This is a genomic window from Pandoraea soli (assembly GCF_902459595.1).
Classification (GTDB): Bacteria; Pseudomonadota; Gammaproteobacteria; order Burkholderiales; family Burkholderiaceae; genus Pandoraea; species Pandoraea cepalis.
This window is the reverse complement of record NZ_CABPSG010000023.1, coordinates 1-18,077: the sequence shown is the minus strand read 5'-3', so window position 1 is coordinate 18,077 and position 18,077 is coordinate 1. Positions and strand designations below refer to the sequence as shown.

Below are 18,077 nucleotides of genomic sequence, written 5' to 3'. Positions count from 1 at the left end.
ATCTTTAAGAGTCAGGCCAACTTTCACGTTAACCAGGCGCTCCCGTCCGATCTACCCGCCACCGCGCGCGGGCGATGAGTAGATCCACGCGTGTTGATATTTTATTGCCTTGTCCTGCAAGCCTATCAACTGTTTCGGCATGCGATTTAACAAACGTTAGGCATGCAAAAAATTACTGTTGCACCGTCGCAGCAATCCCCTCATTTTGATAGGAACCCTTTCCGATTCTTACGATAATTTGCGCACCCGGGGTACTTCGGCCGTGAAATACAGGGCATGGCGTGTGAGGGGGACAGTGAGAATGCGGAATTGGCACGTTGCGGTGAATGATCGTGGGCCGGCAAATAACGCGAACGCCACATTGCGAAGCGCGCGCCGGTTATCTGCCGAGTGCGCGCCGCGCGGCGTCTACTTCAAGCTTTCGTGCATAGCACTTGCGGTCGCGGGGGCACTACCCGGCGCAAGTCACGCGGCGACATACGTGGTGAACAGTCAAACGGAGCTCATCCAGGCGATCAACAATGCCAATGCATCGAGCGATGCAAGCGCGACGATTCAACTCGGCAGCAGCTTCGCGGCGAGCGGCACGCTGCCCACGGCGACAAAAGCCATCACGCTGGATACACAGGGCTTCACGCTGTCGGGATCGTCCTTAGTTTGGTCCGGCACACCCATCACGTTTGCCGGAACGCTGGTGGGCACCGGGGTCGGCGCCACCACCGCGAGGGCGGGCATCAATTTGAACGGCGTCGCCTCGACGACGTCATTCGTCAATAACGGCAACATCTCGGGGGCTGGTATTACGGGAGGCGTTGTGACTGGCGTAGGCGCCGTTGTCAATGCGGCGTCACTGGTGAACAACGGTACGATAACCGGGGGCAGCGCTACGACGATAGCCCCTGGCGGCGCCGGCGCGCAGATCGGGAACGGCGCGGTCGTGACCAACAATGGTTTGATTCAGGGGGGCAACAGCACTGGAGGGGCCGGTGGCACCGGCGTCAACTGGTCCACCGGTGGCGCAACGCTCGTCAACCACGGCACAATCCAAGGAGGGGCTGACCTGACAGGTGTCAACACCACCGGCGGTATTGGTGTCGCCGTGCGAGCGGCTGGTAGTCCCAACGCCGTTGTCAATACGGGCACGATCGTGGGGGGCAATGGCGGCGTCGCCATTGCCAACACCGTCGGTGTCAGCATCGTCAATAGCGGCCTGATTCAAGCCGGTGCAGGCCAGAGCGTTGCCATTCGAAGTACCACCGTCGCAGCATTTTCGCTCGAGCTTCAGGCCGGTTCCACCATCGTTGGCAACGTCGTCGCGTCAGCCGCGGGAACGAACAACGCTTTCATTCTGGGCGGCAGCACCAACGCGGTGTTCGACGTCTCCACTGTCGGCAGCACGGCGCAATACCAGAATTTCAATACCTACACGAAAACCGGCACGGGCACCTGGTCGCTAACTGGCACGGGCATTACGTCCACGCCGTGGACGATCTCGCAGGGCACGCTGCAAATCGGCAACGGTGGCACCAGCGGTAGCGTCATCGGTAACATCACCGACAACGCCACGCTGGCCTTCAACCGTAGCGATACCCTCACGTTCGACAACCTTGTCGGCGGCACAGGAGGGGTGAATCAGCTGGGTTCCGGCACCACGGTGCTTACCGCGGCGAACACGTACACCGGCGACACGAACGTGCTCGCCGGCACGCTGGCCGTGGGCGACGCCGCGCACGCGACGGCCTCGATCGCGTCCGCGCAGACGAGCGTCGCCGCAGGTGCGACGCTGGGCGGCTACGGCACCGTGTCAGGCGCAGTGACGAATAGCGGCACGGTGGCCGTCGGGAATGCCTTGAGCGCGTTTGCAACAAGCGGCAACGGCACGTTCACCATCGGTGGCAATCTGACCAACGCGGGCACCGTCAACCTCGCTGCGGCATCGGGCGTGATCGGCAACACGCTGAACGTGGCCGGCAACTACATCGGCGCGAACGGTTTGGTCGCGCTGAACACCGTCATCAACGAGGGCGGTGCCGCGACGCAAACGGACCGGCTCATTGTCGCTGGCAACACGGGCGGCGACACGGCGCTGAAGATCAATGGCACGGGCACGGGGGTCCTGACCGTGGGCGACGGCATCCGCGTGGTGCAAGTTGGCGGTACGTCTGCCACGAACAGCTTCCGCCTCGCCTCAGCGTTGCAGGCGGGTGCGTATGAGTATCTGCTGTATCGGGGGGGGACGACCGGCGCAAATGACTGGTATCTCCGCTCGTACCTGCTCGCTCCCGCGTCGACGGGGTCTGCCTCGACAACCGACGCACCGATCGCCTATCGTCCGGGTATCGCCGGCTACGCGGTGGCGCCGCAACTAAACACGGACTACGGCTTCAGCATCCTCGGTCGCCTGAACGAACGGGTGCGCGACATCGCGAATCCGGACCCCGCGCCTGAGTATGCCAATGGCGTCTGGGGTCGCATTGGCGGGCAGAATCTCGATGCCGAGGCGAGCGATCGTTACGCGACCAACGAGCGTACGTTCTTCGCGCAGATTGGCCGCGACTGGACGTTGGCGCGCGAAGACGATGGCGCCAGTACGCACGCCGGTGCCACGATGACGTTCGGTTCGTCGTCGGCCTCGTTCACCGACAGGGCGCGAAGCGTCATCGGCTCGACCACGACTGGCAGCGTACAGACACAGGCGCAGTCTATCGGCGGCTACTGGACCCGCTACGCCGCGAACGGCAGCTATTTCGACGGCGTGGGCCAACTGACGCATTACCAGAACCGCTATGCCGATATTTATGGCGTCGGCGCGAGCCAAAACGGTTTCGGTGCCGGCCTGTCGGGCGAGATTGGCCAGCGGATGGCCCTCGGTTCCACAGGCGTGGCGATCGAACCGCAAGCGCAGTTGCTGTACCAGTACGTGCACCTGAACGGCTTCGGCGACGGCATCTCGCCGGTAGGCACGAATACGACGAATGCGCTGCGCGGGCGTATTGGCTTCCGTCTGCTCAAGTCGGGGATGAGCAACGCGATGAATACGTCGACCGTGACGCCGTACTTTGCTGCCAACGTGCTGCATGACTTCTTTTCGCCGGGCCAGACCACCGTGAGCGGCATCGCGTTTCCGACGCAACTGGGCAAGACGTGGTACGACGTCGGCGTCGGCCTGACGGGAAGCTTCGGCAAGCGTTCCCAAATGTATGCGAGCGTGAAATACGAACACAGCATTGGCGGGGCGTTCCGGCGGAATGTGTTCGGCCAGGTGGGGTATCAATTCGCCTGGTAATGCTGGGGAAAGCGGGCGAAGTCGCAAGCGAGACATAGCGGTCGTCGTTCAGCGCAGGCCCACGCACGCGGCGCACCCCGCGCACCTCGCCGATGTCACCTGTCGCCTCGCGAGGCAAGATAGCGGCCATCATCGCAATGGTTGCCCCGCTCCCGGCGGCGCGGTGCCATGGCCGACTTCCCGAACCCTCCCGGATTTCGTCATGCTCGAACTCATTTCCGAACGCCGTTGTTTCGGTGGTGCGCAACGCTTCTATCGCCACACGTCGACTGTCATCGGCCTGCCGACGCGTTTGTCAGTATGACGCCAGCGAACTGATGGCCAAGGCCGGTCAGGTGGTGTTTCCGGGCGGCATCGTGTAGGCAGACAAGCCTGCTCCGGTGAGTTGCCGGCCAGCTTGCCCGGGTACGACATCGGATCTGATACGCATGTTTTGACACGTGACTGCTACTCGTTTTGGGATCGCAGTCAGGTCATAGTTCGCAACTACAATAACCGTGCGAAAAGAACTTCATGCGATTTTTGCAACGCTACACAGCACGAATACGCTGGCTGCGACCTATATTCGACGAGCATCCCGACGCGACGGCGACTGTCGTCGTTGCGTCGAGCCTGGCGGGCTTCCTCGCGGCCAGCCTGTTCGCCTCTCACGCCGCCGTCGTTCTGCTTTTCGCACTATCTGCTTGCGACGCGATTGTGTACGTTGGCTATTGCGTTCACCCAAAAGCGAGATTGCGGCGCGCGGTGCGCATCGGTCTTCGCCGTGGTGAGTTCCATGTCGTTTATCAGCCCATTGTGGACATGCGCACGCGACATTGCGTGGGCGTGGAAGCGCTGCTCCGGTGGGGCCATCCAAAGTTCGGCGCCGGGGGGCCGGGGCAGTTCATTGGGAAGCTCGAAGGCTCGCGGCTGCTCGGCGCGCTGACCCGTTTCGTGCTGCGCGAGGCGACTAACGCACTGAGCCAGCCGCCGTTCCCCCAGCACTGGCATATATCGGTCAACATCTGCGCGCGGCATCTGATGAAGGACGGCTTTGTCGAGGATGTCTGCGAGTCCGCCAGTCCGATGCTGGAGCGCCTCGTTTTGGAACTCACCGAGCGCAGTTGCGTCGAGCGTACGCCGCGGGTTGTCACGGCGCTTGGCCACTTAAGGCAACGCGCCGTACGCCTGTCACTCGACGATTTCGGTACAGGCGTCAGCAATTTTGACTTGCTCGCGGACTTCCGGTTCGATTACGTGAAAGTGGACCGGCGTTTTCTAGCCATGCGTGGCGATGCGCGCATCCAGTTTCTGAAGTCGGTCGCTGCGTTAGTGCATACGCAGGGTGCGAAAGTTGTGGTGGAAGGCGTCGAGAGCGCGGCCGAACACGATGTGGTGCAGCGCTCGGGAATCGACCTGGCGCAGGGATACTGGTATGGGAAGCCGATGGCCGTCGATCAGCTTCGAGCATTTGCATGGGCGTCGACAAACACATGACGAGATGGGACAGGAACGGAGCATGGACCATGAGTGAATGCAGGATGGATGTGCAGCAACAACGACAAGCAGCCGACGTCCCCCTGCCCAGAGAAAGCGACTACGATCAGTACTTTGAGCGCATGACCCGGATCGCCGCGCGCGCGCTGAATTTTCCAATATCCGTCGTATGTCTCGACAGACTCGGCCAGCCAGAAGTCATAGGCGCAAGCGGGGGCGAACGGAACGTCGTATTCCATGTGGAGACGTACTATGGCCGGACGCTCCAATGCGAGGAACCGTTTGTCGTAAAGGATACATTGTCCGATGCGGAGCTTGCGCAGGGGCCACTGGCAACCCGCCACTTTGGGATCCGTTTTTTCGCAGGCATTGCGCTGCGTCTACCGTGCGGTAAACCCATCGGTATGCTATGCGTGATGCACTCGATGCCGCGGCGTTTCACGCGCCAACAGCGTCAGATGCTGGCAGACCTGGGGCAAATGCTCGAGCACGAAATTGGCCTGCGCAAGCTGGACAGCGCTGATCGCTTGCAGGTGCTTCGGGCGATCGACCGGCTTCAGACCCAGCACACGCTTTACGTCGAGACGTTCCATCGGACTCCGGTCGCTATCGCACATATCGGAAGGGACTGGGAATGGCGACACATGAATGATGCCTGCGTGAAATTCTTCGCGCACTCGCGCGCTCCGCTGACGAAAACGGACATACTCGATCTGCTGGATGCGAGCGACCGGACCAGGTTTGAGCAGGCCGTGCAGTCCCTGGATATTCGTAGCCGGGGGGGCGAGGTCCTGACACTCGACGTAACGTTCAGGTTGCGCAACAAGCAAAGAAAACCAGCGCGAGTGCAGGTGGCACGGAAGCAGACGACGTCGGCCCGCGACGGCGGCTGGTTGTTTGTCATTCATGATACCCAGGCGGAGCAACAGGAAAAGGCCGCGCGCGATGCGCGGGAGGCTGCGTTGCATCGGGGAGCTCATGAGGCCTCGGAAGGTCTGCGCAGGGCGCATGAGCAACTGACGAGCGCCGAGCGACAATTGGGAGCCACGCGCGTGGATTTGCGCGCTATCGCTGACAACCTGCCGGCGCTGGTCGCGTACGTCGACGGTGAGCGACGTTATCGGTTCGCCAACTCGACCTATCGCGAGTGGCTGGGGTTGGACCCAGAGGAGATCGTGGGACGGCTCACCCACGAGGTTCTCGACGCTGACTTTTTTGCTGCCATCGAACCGTACGTCCAGCGCGTGCTCAGCGGCGAAAGGGTCGAGTACGAGGTTGGAGCGACGCTTAACGGGAGCCAACGTGTCTTGCGTGGTGTGATGGTGCCGCGTCGTGTCCATGATCAGGCGGATGATGGGTACTACCTGCTGGTGCAGGATGTGACTGAGCGAAGGGCGTTGCTCGATCGCCTGCGGCACCAGGCATTCCACGACGCGCTGACCGGCCTGCCGAACAGACGCTCGTTCTTCGAGAGGCTGGATGAGGCATGCGCAGCAGGCGGCGACGGTGTGGCGGCCATCATGTTTATCGACCTGGACGGCTTCAAGGCTGTCAACGATACCTACGGGCATCAGTGCGGCGACGAAGTCCTGGTTGAAACCGCGCGCCGGATCAGCCGCTGCGTGCGTGGCGGGGATCTGGTTGCGCGGCACGCCGGGGATGAGTTCACCGTGCTGCTGGCCGGCCCTGCCATCGATCACGCTGCACTGGGGAGAATTGCACGCGCGATCCTGCTGACACTGAGCCAGCCCATAACGTTTGGGGCGAAGGTCGTCAGGTTATCAGCCAGTATCGGCATGCTACTGCGCGGCCAGGCAGCGTCGTTAAGTGGCGAAGCCCTGTTACGTGCGGCGGATGCGGCCATGTATCGTGCGAAAGTCGCAGGCAAGGCGCGTATTGTCGTGCATGAGATTCACGATTCACCGGCCGGCGTGTCGGGTTGAGATCGACGCCCGTATCATGCCGGCCGAACCGGACCGGCAAGCCTGGCGCCGCAACGCGATTCATCAGTGCACAGGGCACCTAGTGTCGCAACCGCATTCTCGAGCCGCGCTGACCATGGGTACCCATAGTTCAGTCGTACACGGTGCCGGAAGGCGCCGTCCGCTGAGAAGATAGGTCCGGGCGCGACGCTGATGCCACTGCTGAGCGCAGCCTGGAAGAACTGTATCGAGTCTACGTGGTCCGGAAGCGTTACCCAGGTGAAATAACCGCCGTCGGACTTGGTGGCTGTCGTATCGGCCGGGAAGTAGCGGCTGATCGCGTCAAGCATCTGCGATTGCTGATGGACCAGCTCGCGACGTAGTTTGTGAAGGAATCGTTCGTAGCCGCCGTGCTCCAGATAGTCGGCGATTGCGCGCTGGGCCGGCATGCTGGCCGATAGCGTGGTCATCCATTTCGCCCGTTCCAGCTTGTCCGCGAACCTTCCGGCTGCCGCCCAGCCGATACGATATCCGGGGGCAAGGCACTTCGCAAACGATCCACAATGGATGACAAGACCTTTCCGGTCAAAGAATTTGGCCGGACGCACCGGGTCCGGGCCGAAATGCAGTTCGTGGTAGACGTCATCCTCAATGAGCGGCACGTCGTGTCTGGCGAGCAGATCAACCAGCGCCTGCTTTCTGGAATCGCCCAGCGTCACTCCGGTCGGATTGTGGAACGAGGTCATGAACCAGCAGGCCCGAACCGGATGCTGCTGCAGCGCCCGCGCTAGCGCATCCAGATCATGACCCTTCACCGGGTCGACGGGAATCTCCACTACGTTCAGCCTCAAACGCTCGATAGCCTGCAGCGCTGCGTAAAACGTCGGTTTTTCGATCACGATCACATCGCCTGGCGCGGCCAGCAACTGGGCGCTGAGCGTCAGGGCTTCGAGTGCACCGCTCGTAATGACGATCTCATCGACGGGCACTGTCATCCCCGACATCAGGTAACGCAACGAAATCTGCTGGCGCAGTCCATCAAACCCTGGCGGCAGGCCGTCAACCATGCTCGCCAGGGGCGTTGAACGATTGACAGTCGCACACGACTTTCCAACGCGTGCCATTGGAAACAGCGTAGGGCTCAGAAACGCTGAACCCAATGGGACAGTCTCGGGCTGCCTGCTCGTCTTGAGTACCTCGAAGACAAGGTCGCTGATATTGACGGTCTTCGGGTCGGCACCCGGCGAGGTCCGGGGCCTTTGCCGCGGTAATTCTCCGGTAGTCGGCGACACGAAATAGCCTGAACGCGGGCGCGCCTTGATCATGCCCCTGTCTTCGAGCAGGTAGTAGGCGCGAAATACCGTCGCGGGGCTCACGCCCCATGCCTTGCAAGCCGAGCGAACCGAAGGAATACGCGCGCCGGGTGGCAGATCACCGCGCTTGATGAGCTCACTGATTTGTTCTGCTAACCGCTCGTACCGTTTCAACTTGTGTTCCTCACGGAAAACACTATTTCGGGCATCGGACCCGCCCCGCTAGCACACACACCTGACGTTAGAAGATAGCCACTTCTCAATCTGATACGGCCTTTCTTTTGCAATCTGCTTCTATTGCGGACGCACACACGCTGGCAAAGTGCGGCCCAGACAGGTTCCACTGCTTTCGAAGTTTCGCCAACGCGAAGCGGTCCGATCCATAACGATTTTCAAGCCGAATTTTTTAGTGATAGATCAATGGCATTTGGGCTTTCGGTATCAAAAATCAGGCGCAGCGCGTTCGTCGGGCTCGGTCGTGCCTCAGAACAAGGGTTGACAGTCATCCTGGTCATCTGCGGGACCTCACTTGCTCTTGCAGATCCGGCCGACACCCGCTCTAGTCGCATTCATACGCTTGAACGCAAGGACTGGCAACCATTGACGGACAGGCTTGCCGATTCACCGGCGCCCCCCATTCGCTTCGGCTCAGCCTGCGCGTCCATTGTGCCGTTGCCAGTTGTTCCCGCAGCCCTCGTCGGACCGGTTGCCGGCCCGATGCCTGTGCTAACGAATACCTGCGATTCGCTGAAGGATGCGCGCGACGTTGTCATCGGAACTACTGCTGTAAGGGCCCATGCAGAGGCGAACGTTGCGACGCTGCTCAGCGACGTGAGGTGGCAAATCAGCGGCCAGGCGGTGGCAGAACGAAATGGCCTTCTAGCCTCTGACGCGCTGGTGGGTAGCACGTCGCGGGCCGACCTGGCGAAGCAATCGCCGGAACCGCCGACAATGCCGGTCTCGGACTGCTCATTGGGTGCGGATTGTGAAACCCGAGCGAACTCGCCTTGGATCGAGGCCGACACGCTCGCCCCGGCGCGGCCGTCGGCAAGCGCAGCGACACAGCGCGCCTCGGCATGGACCCTATCGGGCTTGGTATTGTGGCCGATCCTGGTGGCGGTGCTGGTCGTCGTTGTCGGCTGGGCCCTCAAGCGGTGGTTTCGCTACGACAAGTCGCTCCTGCGTGCTGCGCGTGCAGGCCTACGTCGCGGCGAATTCCACCTTGAGTACCAACCGGTCGTTGGCGTGAGGCGGGCCAGGTGCGTGGGCGTCGACGCCCTGTTGCGTTGGGACAACCAGAAGTACGGCGCGCTGGGCCCGGCTCACTATATGGAGGTCATCGAGAAGAGTAGTTTGATCGGACCGGTGACACGTTTTGTCCTGTCGCGCGCCGCCCAGGAGTTGCGGGAAATCGGTGCTCCCAAATCGCTCTACCTCGGCGTTACAGCGCCCGCGTCTTACTTGGTAAGTTCTGCGTTCCTCGCGCACCTTCGCGACGTTGGTTCCCTCGGTCTTCCCCCGTTGATGCTAAAGATCGGGGCGGACAGCGCGAGGAAGTTCAAAAACCGACTCATCCCGATGATGGCGCAGGCGCGTGAAATAGGCGTGCGTTTTGCCCTGTCGGTCGCGCGGCCCGCTGACGTTGAACCTGAACTACCGGCAGCGATGACCTTTGAGATGGTAAAGATTGACAGGCGCGTGCTGGGAATGAATCCCGATGAGCGATCCCGACACATCGGTACTTTGACGCGCATGGGCCATGAGATGGGCGCCGTGGTCGTGGTCGAAGGCATTGAGAACTCGGCGCATCACAACGTCGCACGCGCGAACCGTGTCGAGTATGGTCAAGGGTTTTTCTACAGCCGTGCGCTCGGCGCCAGCCGGCTGAAGGTGCTTTTCGAGACCGCCAGCGCCGCGTCCAAAAAGCCGGCTGGCGCCGCAACCGCGCTCAGTTGGCGGGGTCGGAATTTCTAAACGACGCGTTCCACCCTCAACCGGGGCAGTGCGGAACAGCTCCAATTGGTTGGCAAAACACAATAATGAAGCGCTATCTCCAATTGGCGGCGGAGTTCGAAAGTCTGATGCTGAACGGTACGCTTGAACCCGGTGTGCGACTCCCGTCGGTGCGCCGGGCGAGCAGTTCGTACCGCGTGAGTCCTTCAACCGTTTTCCAGGCTTACTACACCCTCGAACGACGAGGCCTGATCGTCGCAAGACCTCGTTCGGGCTATTTCGTCGCAAGCCGGCCCGCGTCAACGAAAGCCCTAACCCTTGTTTCGAAGCGCAGTGTTGAGGACGCGGGTGGTGACAGCCTGACTATCCGCTTCATGAGGGCTCAACGTCGATGCGCCCACCCGTGGCTTGGCTCTTCCGAGCCATGTGCCAAGCTGTTTCCGTTTAGCCGGATTGCGCGCGCTTTGGCTGCAGCAATTCGGAGGATGGCGAGTTCCCGGAACGCCTTGTCGGCGGGAGAGGTAGAAGCGGATCTGCGTCGCCAGATCGCCCTGCGCTACGTTGTCACAGGTGTTGCGGTCCCAATCGAAGAGGTTGTTGTGACGAGTGGCGCGCTCGACGCAACGATGCTTTGCCTGCAGGTTCTGACTCGGCCTGGCGACACCATCGCAATTGAACGGCCTGCTTTCCACACTGTGCGAGATGTGGTTAAGCGCCTCCGTCTTAAGGCCGTGGAAATCCCTGTCGATCCACACCATGGACTCGACCTCGGCGTATTAGAGGAGGCGTTGCGGCAGCGTCCGGTACGGGCTTGCTGGTTTATGACGACGCTGCATCAGCCAACAGGCGCGACGCTCTCCGATGAACGGAAGCAGGCACTTGTGAGGCTACTGGCAATATATGGCGTGCCGCTGATCGAGGACGACGTATTCCGCGAACTGCATTTCGGTTTGACGCCGGCATATCCGGCGAAGCGCTTCGATGCCAAAGGTCTCGTGCTGCACTGCGGGTCGTTCTCGACGAGCCTTGCGCCGGGCCTGCACCTCGGTTGGGTAGCCGCGGGGCGCTACGCCAGGAGAATTGAGCACGCGCGTTGGCTGACAATGGACCCGGCGTCTGTGCCCGTGCAATGCGCAATTGCGGGCCTCCTTGAACATGGCGATTACGACCGGCTGCTGCGTAAGCTGCGCCGCGAACTGGCGTCCCTTCAGACACGGATGGTGGCCGCTGTCGTCAAGTACTTCCCCAAAGGGACACTGGTGGTCCGGCCGCCGGGCGGATTCTTCCTTTGGGTGCAACTTCCAGAAGGCGTAGGGGCAGTGCAGTTGTTCGAAATGGCCGAAGCGCACGAAATCGCGATAGCACCCGGTGCAATTTTTTCATGCGATAGCGAATTTCGCCGTCACATCCGGATTAACTATGGACGTCCGTGGACCCGGGACGTTGAAAAGGAGATACACACTTTGGGCACGCTGGCGAGGCGAGCCGTGGCTGAGCAACGGGCGGCCAGGCATGACGGGGCGTGAAGGCGCGGAATCAATGGCAGACGAGGCGCCGTGATCGAGGGCGATGCCGGCGGAGCGAAGCGCCTCCGGAGCTACCTGCCACCTGCATGCGGAGGTGATTGGCCCGGGGGCAGTGGAAGTAGTTGTTCTACCGCTGGAGACGAATTCGCTGGCCCGATCAATCGATGTCGCCAGGCCGGAGCAGGCCGGAGCGTCGACATTCGACGTACCACGGTGGCAGCATTTTCGCCTGAGCTTCAGCCCAGTTCCACAATCGTTGGCAACGTGGTGGCACCGCAACTTAACACGGACTTTGGCTTCGGTATCATCGGTCGCCTGAACGAACGTCTGCGCGACATCGCGGCCGTCATGCAACCCGCTAGAATGAACATCGCGCACCCCACGCACCTCGCCGATGTCACCTGTCGCCTCGCGAGGTAAGATAGCGGCCATCATCGCAATGGTTGCCCCGCTCCCGGCGGCGCGGCGCCATGGCCGACTTCCCGAACCCTCCCGGATTCCGTCATGCTCGAACTCATTTCCGAACACCGTTGTTTCGGTGGTGCGCAACGCTTCTATCGCCATACGTCGACCGTCATCGGCTTGCCGATGCGTTTCTCGGTGTTCATCCCGCCTCAGGCGCGCGACGGACGTGCGGTGCCGGCGCTGTTCTATCTCGCGGGGCTTACCTGCACGGAAGAAACGTTCATGATCAAGGGCGGCGCGCAATGGCTCGCCGCGGAACACGGCGTGGCGCTGATTGCGCCCGACACCAGCCCGCGTGGCGCTGGTGTGCCGGGCGAGACCGATGCCTGGGATTTCGGCGTCGGCGCCGGCTTCTATCTCGATGCGACACAGGCACCTTGGTCGGCGCACTATCGCATGTACAGCTACATCGTCGACGAACTCTACGGCGTGGTGACGCAATCGCTGCCGATCGACGCGGGACGTATCGGCATCTTCGGCCACTCGATGGGCGGGCATGGTGCCCTGACGCTCGCACTGCGCAATCCTGATAAATTCCGCTCGGTATCGGCATTCGCGCCGATTGCGGCGCCCACGCGTTGCCCGTGGGGCGAGAAGGCATTCGCGGGATATCTGGGGCCGGATCGAGAGACGTGGCGCCAATATGACGCGAGCGAACTGATGGCGAAGGCCGGGCAGGTGGTGTTTCCGGGCGGTATCCTGATCGATCAGGGCTTGAACGATCAATTCCTGGAATCGCAACTGCATCCGCACCTCTTCGAGCGCGCCTGCCAGGATGCGGGTCAGCCGCTCAACCTGCGACGCCACCCAGGTTACGACCACGGTTACTACTTCATTCAGACCTTCATGGCGGACCATTTGTCGCATCACGCCGAACATCTGCGCACTTACTGACGTCGGCCGGGCGCGGCGGCCAATCCTGCGCCGCCGCGCTCGACGTCCGATGATGCGTTACTTCTTGGTCGAGATGATGGCGTCGGCCACGTTCCTCGGCGCTTCGGCGTAATGCTTAAATTCCATCGTGTACGTGGCGCGCCCTTGCGTGAGCGAGCGTAACGAGGTCGAGTAACCGAACATTTCCGACAGCGGCACCTCGGCGCGTACGATCTTGCCGCCGCCCACGATGTCATCCATACCCTGCAACATGCCGCGACGCCCGGACAGGTCGCCCATCACGTTGCCCATGAACTCTTCGGGCGTCTCGACTTCGACCGCCATCATCGGCTCGAGCAGCACCGGGTCGGCACGGCGCATCGCCTCCTTGAACGCCATCGAGCCCGCCATGCGGAACGCGTTTTCGTTCGAGTCCACGTCATGGTATGAGCCGAACGTAAGCGTAACCTTCACGTTGACGACCGGATAACCGGCCACCACGCCGCTGTTGAGCGTTTCGCGAATGCCCTTGTCCACGGCCGGGATAAATTCGCGCGGCACCACGCCGCCCTTGATCGCGTCGACGAATTGGTACGGCTTTTCCTTGTCCGGCTCCAGCGTGATGACCACGTCGCCATACTGGCCGCGTCCGCCCGACTGCTTGACGAACTTGCCCTGCACGTCTTCGATTTTCTTGCGCACCGTTTCGCGATAGGCGACCTGCGGCTTGCCGACGGTCGCCTCCACGCCAAACTCGCGGCGCATGCGATCGACCAGAATTTCGAGGTGCAACTCGCCCATGCCCGAGATGATCGTCTGACCCGATTCTTCGTCGGTCTTCACGCGGAACGACGGGTCTTCCTGTGCCAGCCGATTCAGGGCGAGGCCCATCTTCTCCTGATCCGCCTTGGTCTTGGGCTCGACCGCCTGCGAGATCACCGGCTCGGGGAATTCCATCTTCTCGAGAATGATCACGGCGTTCGGATCGCACAGCGTGTCGCCGGTCGTCGCTTCCTTCAGACCGACCGCCGCGGCGATATCGCCGGCCCGCACTTCCTTGATCTCGATGCGTTGATTGGCGTGCATCTGCAAGATGCGCCCCAAGCGTTCCTTCTTGTCTTTGGTCGGATTGAAGACGGTGGCGCCCGAGTCGATCACGCCCGAATACACGCGGAAGAAGATCAACTGGCCGACGAACGGGTCCGTCATGATCTTGAAGGCGAGGGCGGAGAACGGCTCGTCGTCCGACGGGTGGCGTTCGATCTCCTTGTCGTCCTCATCGTGACCGGCGATGGCGGGCACGTCGACGGGCGAGGGCAGGTAATCGATCACGGCGTCGAGCATGGCCTGCACGCCCTTGTTCTTGAACGCGGTGCCGCATAGCATCGGCACGATCTCGCCCGCAACGGTACGCTTGCGCAGCCCCTGCCGGATCTCGGCCTCGGTCAGCGTATCGCCGCCAAGATACTTCTCAAGCAGCGCTTCATCGGCTTCGGCGGCGGCTTCGATCATCTTGTCGCGCCATTCCTGCGCCGTGTCCTTGAGATTGGCGGGAATGTCGATGTACTCGAACTTCACGCCCTTCGATTCCTCATCCCAGACGATGCCTTTCATCTTCACGAGATCGACCACGCCCTGGAAATTGTCCTCGGCGCCGATCGGAATCTGGATGGGCACGGCATTGCCGCGCAGACGCTCGTGAATCTGCTTGTGCACGCGGAAGAAGTCGGCGCCCACGCGGTCCATCTTGTTGACGAACGCGATGCGCGGCACCTTGTACTTGTTGGCTTGCCGCCAGACGGTCTCGGACTGCGGTTGCACACCGCCGACCGAATCGTAGACCATGCAGGCGCCGTCGAGCACGCGCATCGAGCGTTCGACTTCAATCGTGAAGTCGACGTGGCCCGGCGTGTCGATGATGTTGATGCGGTGTTCGGGATAGTTGCCGCCCATGCCGCGCCAGAAGCAGGTCGTCGCGGCGGACGTGATCGTGATGCCGCGCTCTTGTTCCTGCTCCATCCAGTCCATCGTGGCAGCGCCTTCGTGGACTTCGCCCAGCTTGTGGTTGACGCCTGTGTAGAACAGGATGCGCTCGGTCGTCGTTGTCTTGCCAGCGTCGATGTGAGCACTGATGCCGATGTTTCGGTAGCGCTCGATGGGGGTCTTTCGGGCCACGGTACACCTCTTTTCCGGACGGTGGGAAAAAGCATAGCAGCAGCCATCATACTCCAATGTCTCTATGCCGCGCTGACCGTGACATCGGCCGGAAGTCCAGCAGGCATGGGGGTTTGCGCCGGCCGGCGGCACCGCCTGCCGGCGGGCGCGGCGCCTCGACGGCACGCCCCAGCGGCACGGCCGGGGCGGCGAGGGCGCCGCGTGAGCGGACGCGTGATGCTCCGCATGTCGAACGACAAGACGCCCGCTACACGAAGCGCACTGCGTAGATAGGGGGCAAGTGCGTGGACAGGCATTGCCATTGCTCGCCTGCGTTGTCGCTGACCCACAGCGCGCCGGTGGTCGAGCCCATGGCGAGCGAGTGGCCGGTGGCGTCGATATCCAGGCCGTGGCGATAGATCAGGTCGTAGGACGGCACCTCCGGCAGTCCGTGCGAGAGCGATGTGAACGACTCGCCGCCATCGCGCGTGCGAATCACGACGAGACGGGCGTCGACCGGCATGCGACAGGCATCGCGCTGGGCGGGTACGAACCACGCGACATCGGGGTCGTGCGGATCGACGGCGACGGCAAAACCGAAACTCGACGGCGACGCTTGAATCCGCCGCCACGACGCGCCGTAATCGAGGCTGCGGAAGATGCCGTTGTGATGCTGTGCCCACAGGGCGTTGGGCGCATCGCGGCATTGCACGAGACGGTGGACGTCCTGCGCGTTCGGATCGAGGCGTCGTTCGGGCGGCATGTAATCGGCTTCCATGCCGCTGGCCGCCAAAGCCCAGGTGTGTCCGTCGTCACGTGTGCGCCAGACGCCGCCGGTCGAGATGGCGACGCTCACCTGTCGGCTGTCGCGCGGATCGATACAGATCGAATGAATGCCCGGGTGATCGTAGCCGCCCCCCATCCACTCGGCGCGCTCGGGGCGATCCCACAAGCTTTGTACCAATGTCCAGGTGCGGCCTCGGTCGTGTGAGCGGAAGAGGCCGCCGGGAATGGTGCCCGCCCAGAGAACGCCAGGGGCGTCGGGCCCCGCGGCTTCGAGCGACCAGAGCAGGGAGACCGATGGTGCCGATGATGCCGACAACGCTTGCGCATCGTCCACCGATGCTTCGGAGTGCTCGACTTGTTGGGCGAAGGCCGGTGGCGAGAGTTCGGTCCACTCGCTCGCGTCGCGTTCGCGGCACCAGAGCTTCACGCCGAAGTGACCCAGATTGAGCGCGGCGTAATCGGTGCCGTCGCGCGGGTCGCGCAGCACCATGCTCACGGGCTCGCCGGGAAAGTCGGGCGCGCTCGACATCAGTCGCCAGACGGCGTCCTCACGCTGCCACGTGAACAATCCCTTGCGGGTGCCAACCAGCAACGTTGCTCCGGTGACGTGTTCCACGATCTGCCTCCTTGGCTTGCGCGAGTCTTGTTCGATGCCCGTGCATTCATCTGCCGCTTCCGCCGTGCTTCCCTCATCCGCCCGAGAGCGCCTGGGCGACATAAACGCGGCTGGCGTCGTTCAGCGTGTCGCCGAGCGTGTGCCGGTCGCGGATCAGCCGGCCATCGGCAAAGATCGCGACGTGCGCACGCAATCGCCCCTGATCGTTGAACAGGTAGCCGCGCAACTCGGGCGTGAGCGTCACGCATTGCGTGAGCACGGCATGGACGGTCGGTCCATCGACGTGTTGGTCGTCCACGCAGACGTGGCGCTGAATTGCGGGTGCGAAGGTAACGGTCGCCATGCCCTGGTTTCGCGGATGCCGTTGCGGCCAACGGCATCCGCCATCCGATGAGAACGAGACCTCCAGTGTAGACAATGAGGATCGCTCGCACGGTGTGCAGTGCAGCACTGTTGCGCGTTCGCCGCGCTATGTTGGCCGGGAGATAGCGTGCTGGCCGCCCGGTGCTGCCAATCGAGAGGCACGAGGGCGCGGTTTGGTTTCCTTTGCATGACGAGCAGCGAGTATCGATGCTTGTGAGGCGTCGTCGTAGGGTGTGGCATCGCATATCGGACACTCCCCATCCCACTTCACCGCGTTATTGTTCACCATTATCGGAGTGCCCGCGAGCGCAGTGCCGCAGGCAAACTCCAGGAGGGAGCAATGGCAAAGAACCGAGGAAAAGACATTGGCATGGGACGCTGGTCGGACGCGGCGATCAAGCGTCAGTGGCGCCTGCACAAGGCAGGCGAGGCCTCGCAGAAGGAGGACTCGACGGTCAGGCGGCCGCCGGAGATGGCGAGGTGTGAGGGCTACTTCGTATGGAGCGGCCGTCAGGCGGCGTTTATCGGTCGGCACGACGGCACGTTGAAACATGGCGCGCGTCATTACGCGACCTGCACGGCGCAGGCCAAGCGCTATGCGAATGTGGCGGAGGCCAGAGCGGCGGCAGACGCATTGGTGGGCGCGGTACTGATCATGTACGGCTACGCCGCCAACTCCCCACTCTATGCCGTGGGGAGATGACGGCGTCCGCCGGGCCGAGCGGCAACGTTACTTGCCCAACTCGTGCCCGATGACCCCGCCGACGACCGCGCCGCCGATGGTGCCGGCGGTGCTGCCGCCGGTGGCTTCGTGCCCGATGACCCCGCCCGCGGCGGCGCCGCCTAGCGTGCAGCCGACGAGGGACGAGCCCATCGCGAATGCCGTGATGACAACGAGAATCGACTTCGTCGTATTCATGATGCGTCTCCTGAAGCAAGGGATGGCCGTGCGACCCGCAACGACATGAATCCAGCTTAGATGGCGCGCGTTTCGCGGACTATCGGTCGCGACTGAATCGACTGTAGGAATCGGACGACAGGGGATGACAGCGGGCGGCATCGGATGACAAGCCGGAGGGGAAGGATGGGCGGGCAGAAACGACGAAGGCCGCACAATGTGCGGCCTTCGTCATGCATCTGGTGGGGCGTGAGTGACTCGAACACTCGACCTACGGATTAAGAGTCCGCTGCTCTACCAACTGAGCTAACGCCCCGGTGCTGCCGGGAACAAAAAAGGCTGCACGCGGCGCAGCCTTCGCTGTCGTACTTTGGTGGGGCGTGAGTGACTCGAACACTCGACCTACGGATTAAGAGTCCGCTGCTCTACCAACTGAGCTAACGCCC

12 protein-coding genes, 1 tRNA gene and 1 pseudogene are annotated in these 18,077 nt (G+C 62.2%); 8 read left to right on the top strand and 6 right to left on the bottom strand.

Annotated features, from left to right (window positions below; genetic code table 11):
- The first annotated feature begins 481 nt into the window (after window positions 1-481).
- The 4 genes and pseudogenes from PSO31014_RS21370 to PSO31014_RS21355 all read left to right on the top strand — a co-directional run bounded on the left by PSO31014_RS21370 (window position 482) and on the right by PSO31014_RS21355 (window position 6,705).
- Entirely contained in the window at window positions 482-3,286 is a 2,805-nt protein-coding gene (locus PSO31014_RS21370) for an autotransporter family protein (RefSeq protein WP_174976616.1), read from the top strand.
- Window positions 3,287-3,488: 202 nt separating this feature from the next.
- Window positions 3,489-3,587: pseudogene (locus tag PSO31014_RS21365) on the top strand (S-formylglutathione hydrolase); the annotation flags it as partial.
- A 212-nt stretch (window positions 3,588-3,799) separates the two neighbouring features.
- A complete protein-coding gene (locus tag PSO31014_RS21360) occupies window positions 3,800-4,762 on the top strand; it encodes an EAL domain-containing protein (RefSeq protein ID WP_246176955.1) in 963 nt (320 codons plus the stop codon).
- 44 nt (window positions 4,763-4,806) lie between these two features.
- Window positions 4,807-6,705 (top strand): diguanylate cyclase domain-containing protein, encoded by a 1,899-nt coding sequence (locus PSO31014_RS21355; protein ID WP_246176953.1) that lies wholly within the window; start codon window positions 4,807-4,809, stop codon window positions 6,703-6,705.
- Between the two features lie 14 nt (window positions 6,706-6,719).
- On the opposite strand, the gene PSO31014_RS21350 is transcribed toward PSO31014_RS21355, so the two are convergent.
- Window positions 6,720-8,171 carry an aminotransferase-like domain-containing protein gene (locus PSO31014_RS21350; RefSeq protein WP_150553453.1) on the bottom strand — a complete coding sequence of 484 codons (1,452 nt, stop codon included), beginning with the start codon at window positions 8,169-8,171 and terminating at the stop codon, window positions 6,720-6,722.
- A 246-nt stretch (window positions 8,172-8,417) separates the two neighbouring features.
- Between PSO31014_RS21350 and PSO31014_RS21345 the strand changes: the two genes are divergently transcribed.
- From PSO31014_RS21345 to fghA, 3 genes are all read left to right on the top strand, one after another.
- Entirely contained in the window at window positions 8,418-9,971 is a 1,554-nt protein-coding gene (locus PSO31014_RS21345; protein WP_150553452.1) for an EAL domain-containing protein, read from the top strand.
- 65 nt (window positions 9,972-10,036) lie between these two features.
- Entirely contained in the window at window positions 10,037-11,476 is a 1,440-nt protein-coding gene (locus tag PSO31014_RS21340) for an aminotransferase-like domain-containing protein (RefSeq protein ID WP_150553451.1), read from the top strand.
- A 504-nt stretch (window positions 11,477-11,980) separates the two neighbouring features.
- A complete protein-coding gene (gene fghA, locus PSO31014_RS21335) occupies window positions 11,981-12,835 on the top strand; it encodes an S-formylglutathione hydrolase (protein WP_150553450.1) in 855 nt (284 codons plus the stop codon).
- Window positions 12,836-12,892: 57 nt separating this feature from the next.
- Here fghA and fusA read toward each other — a convergent pair whose 3' ends face one another.
- The 3 genes from fusA to PSO31014_RS21320 form a co-directional block, all read right to left on the bottom strand.
- Complete coding sequence (fusA, locus tag PSO31014_RS21330) at window positions 12,893-14,989, bottom strand: elongation factor G (RefSeq protein ID WP_150553449.1); 2,097 nt, start codon at window positions 14,987-14,989, stop codon at window positions 12,893-12,895.
- Window positions 14,990-15,236: 247 nt separating this feature from the next.
- Window positions 15,237-16,370, bottom strand: coding sequence for a beta propeller repeat protein (locus PSO31014_RS21325; RefSeq protein WP_150553448.1), 1,134 nt, complete (start codon window positions 16,368-16,370; stop codon window positions 15,237-15,239).
- 73 nt (window positions 16,371-16,443) lie between these two features.
- A complete protein-coding gene (locus PSO31014_RS21320) occupies window positions 16,444-16,713 on the bottom strand; it encodes a MoaD/ThiS family protein (RefSeq protein WP_150553447.1) in 270 nt (89 codons plus the stop codon).
- Between the two features lie 360 nt (window positions 16,714-17,073).
- Between PSO31014_RS21320 and PSO31014_RS21315 the strand changes: the two genes are divergently transcribed.
- Window positions 17,074-17,436 (top strand): hypothetical protein, encoded by a 363-nt coding sequence (locus tag PSO31014_RS21315; RefSeq protein WP_150553446.1) that lies wholly within the window; start codon window positions 17,074-17,076, stop codon window positions 17,434-17,436.
- Between the two features lie 27 nt (window positions 17,437-17,463).
- Here the strand turns inward: PSO31014_RS21315 and PSO31014_RS21310 are convergent, their stop codons facing one another.
- Together PSO31014_RS21310 and PSO31014_RS21305 are read right to left on the bottom strand one after the other, a co-directional pair.
- Complete coding sequence (locus PSO31014_RS21310; RefSeq protein WP_425494898.1) at window positions 17,464-17,607, bottom strand: glycine zipper 2TM domain-containing protein; 144 nt, start codon at window positions 17,605-17,607, stop codon at window positions 17,464-17,466.
- A gap of 264 nt (window positions 17,608-17,871) precedes the next feature.
- Window positions 17,872-17,947 (bottom strand) — tRNA-Lys (locus tag PSO31014_RS21305).
- Between the last annotated feature and the right edge of the window lie 130 nt (window positions 17,948-18,077).

What these genes read in the sequence shown, in the direction of transcription:
- PSO31014_RS21360 (WP_246176955.1), top strand. Translation starts at nt 3,800, where the DNA reads ATGCGATTTTTGCAACGCTACACAGCACGAATACGCTGGCTGCGACCT.
- PSO31014_RS21355 (WP_246176953.1), top strand. Translation starts at nt 4,807, where the DNA reads ATGGATGTGCAGCAACAACGACAAGCAGCCGACGTCCCCCTGCCCAGA.
- PSO31014_RS21345 (WP_150553452.1), top strand. Translation starts at nt 8,418, where the DNA reads ATGGCATTTGGGCTTTCGGTATCAAAAATCAGGCGCAGCGCGTTCGTC.
- PSO31014_RS21340 (WP_150553451.1), top strand. Translation starts at nt 10,037, where the DNA reads ATGAAGCGCTATCTCCAATTGGCGGCGGAGTTCGAAAGTCTGATGCTG.
- fghA (WP_150553450.1), top strand. Translation starts at nt 11,981, where the DNA reads ATGCTCGAACTCATTTCCGAACACCGTTGTTTCGGTGGTGCGCAACGC.
- PSO31014_RS21320 (WP_150553447.1), bottom strand. Translation starts at nt 16,713, where the DNA reads ATGGCGACCGTTACCTTCGCACCCGCAATTCAGCGCCACGTCTGCGTG.
- PSO31014_RS21315 (WP_150553446.1), top strand. Translation starts at nt 17,074, where the DNA reads ATGGCAAAGAACCGAGGAAAAGACATTGGCATGGGACGCTGGTCGGAC.
- PSO31014_RS21310 (WP_425494898.1), bottom strand. Translation starts at nt 17,607, where the DNA reads ATGGGCTCGTCCCTCGTCGGCTGCACGCTAGGCGGCGCCGCCGCGGGC.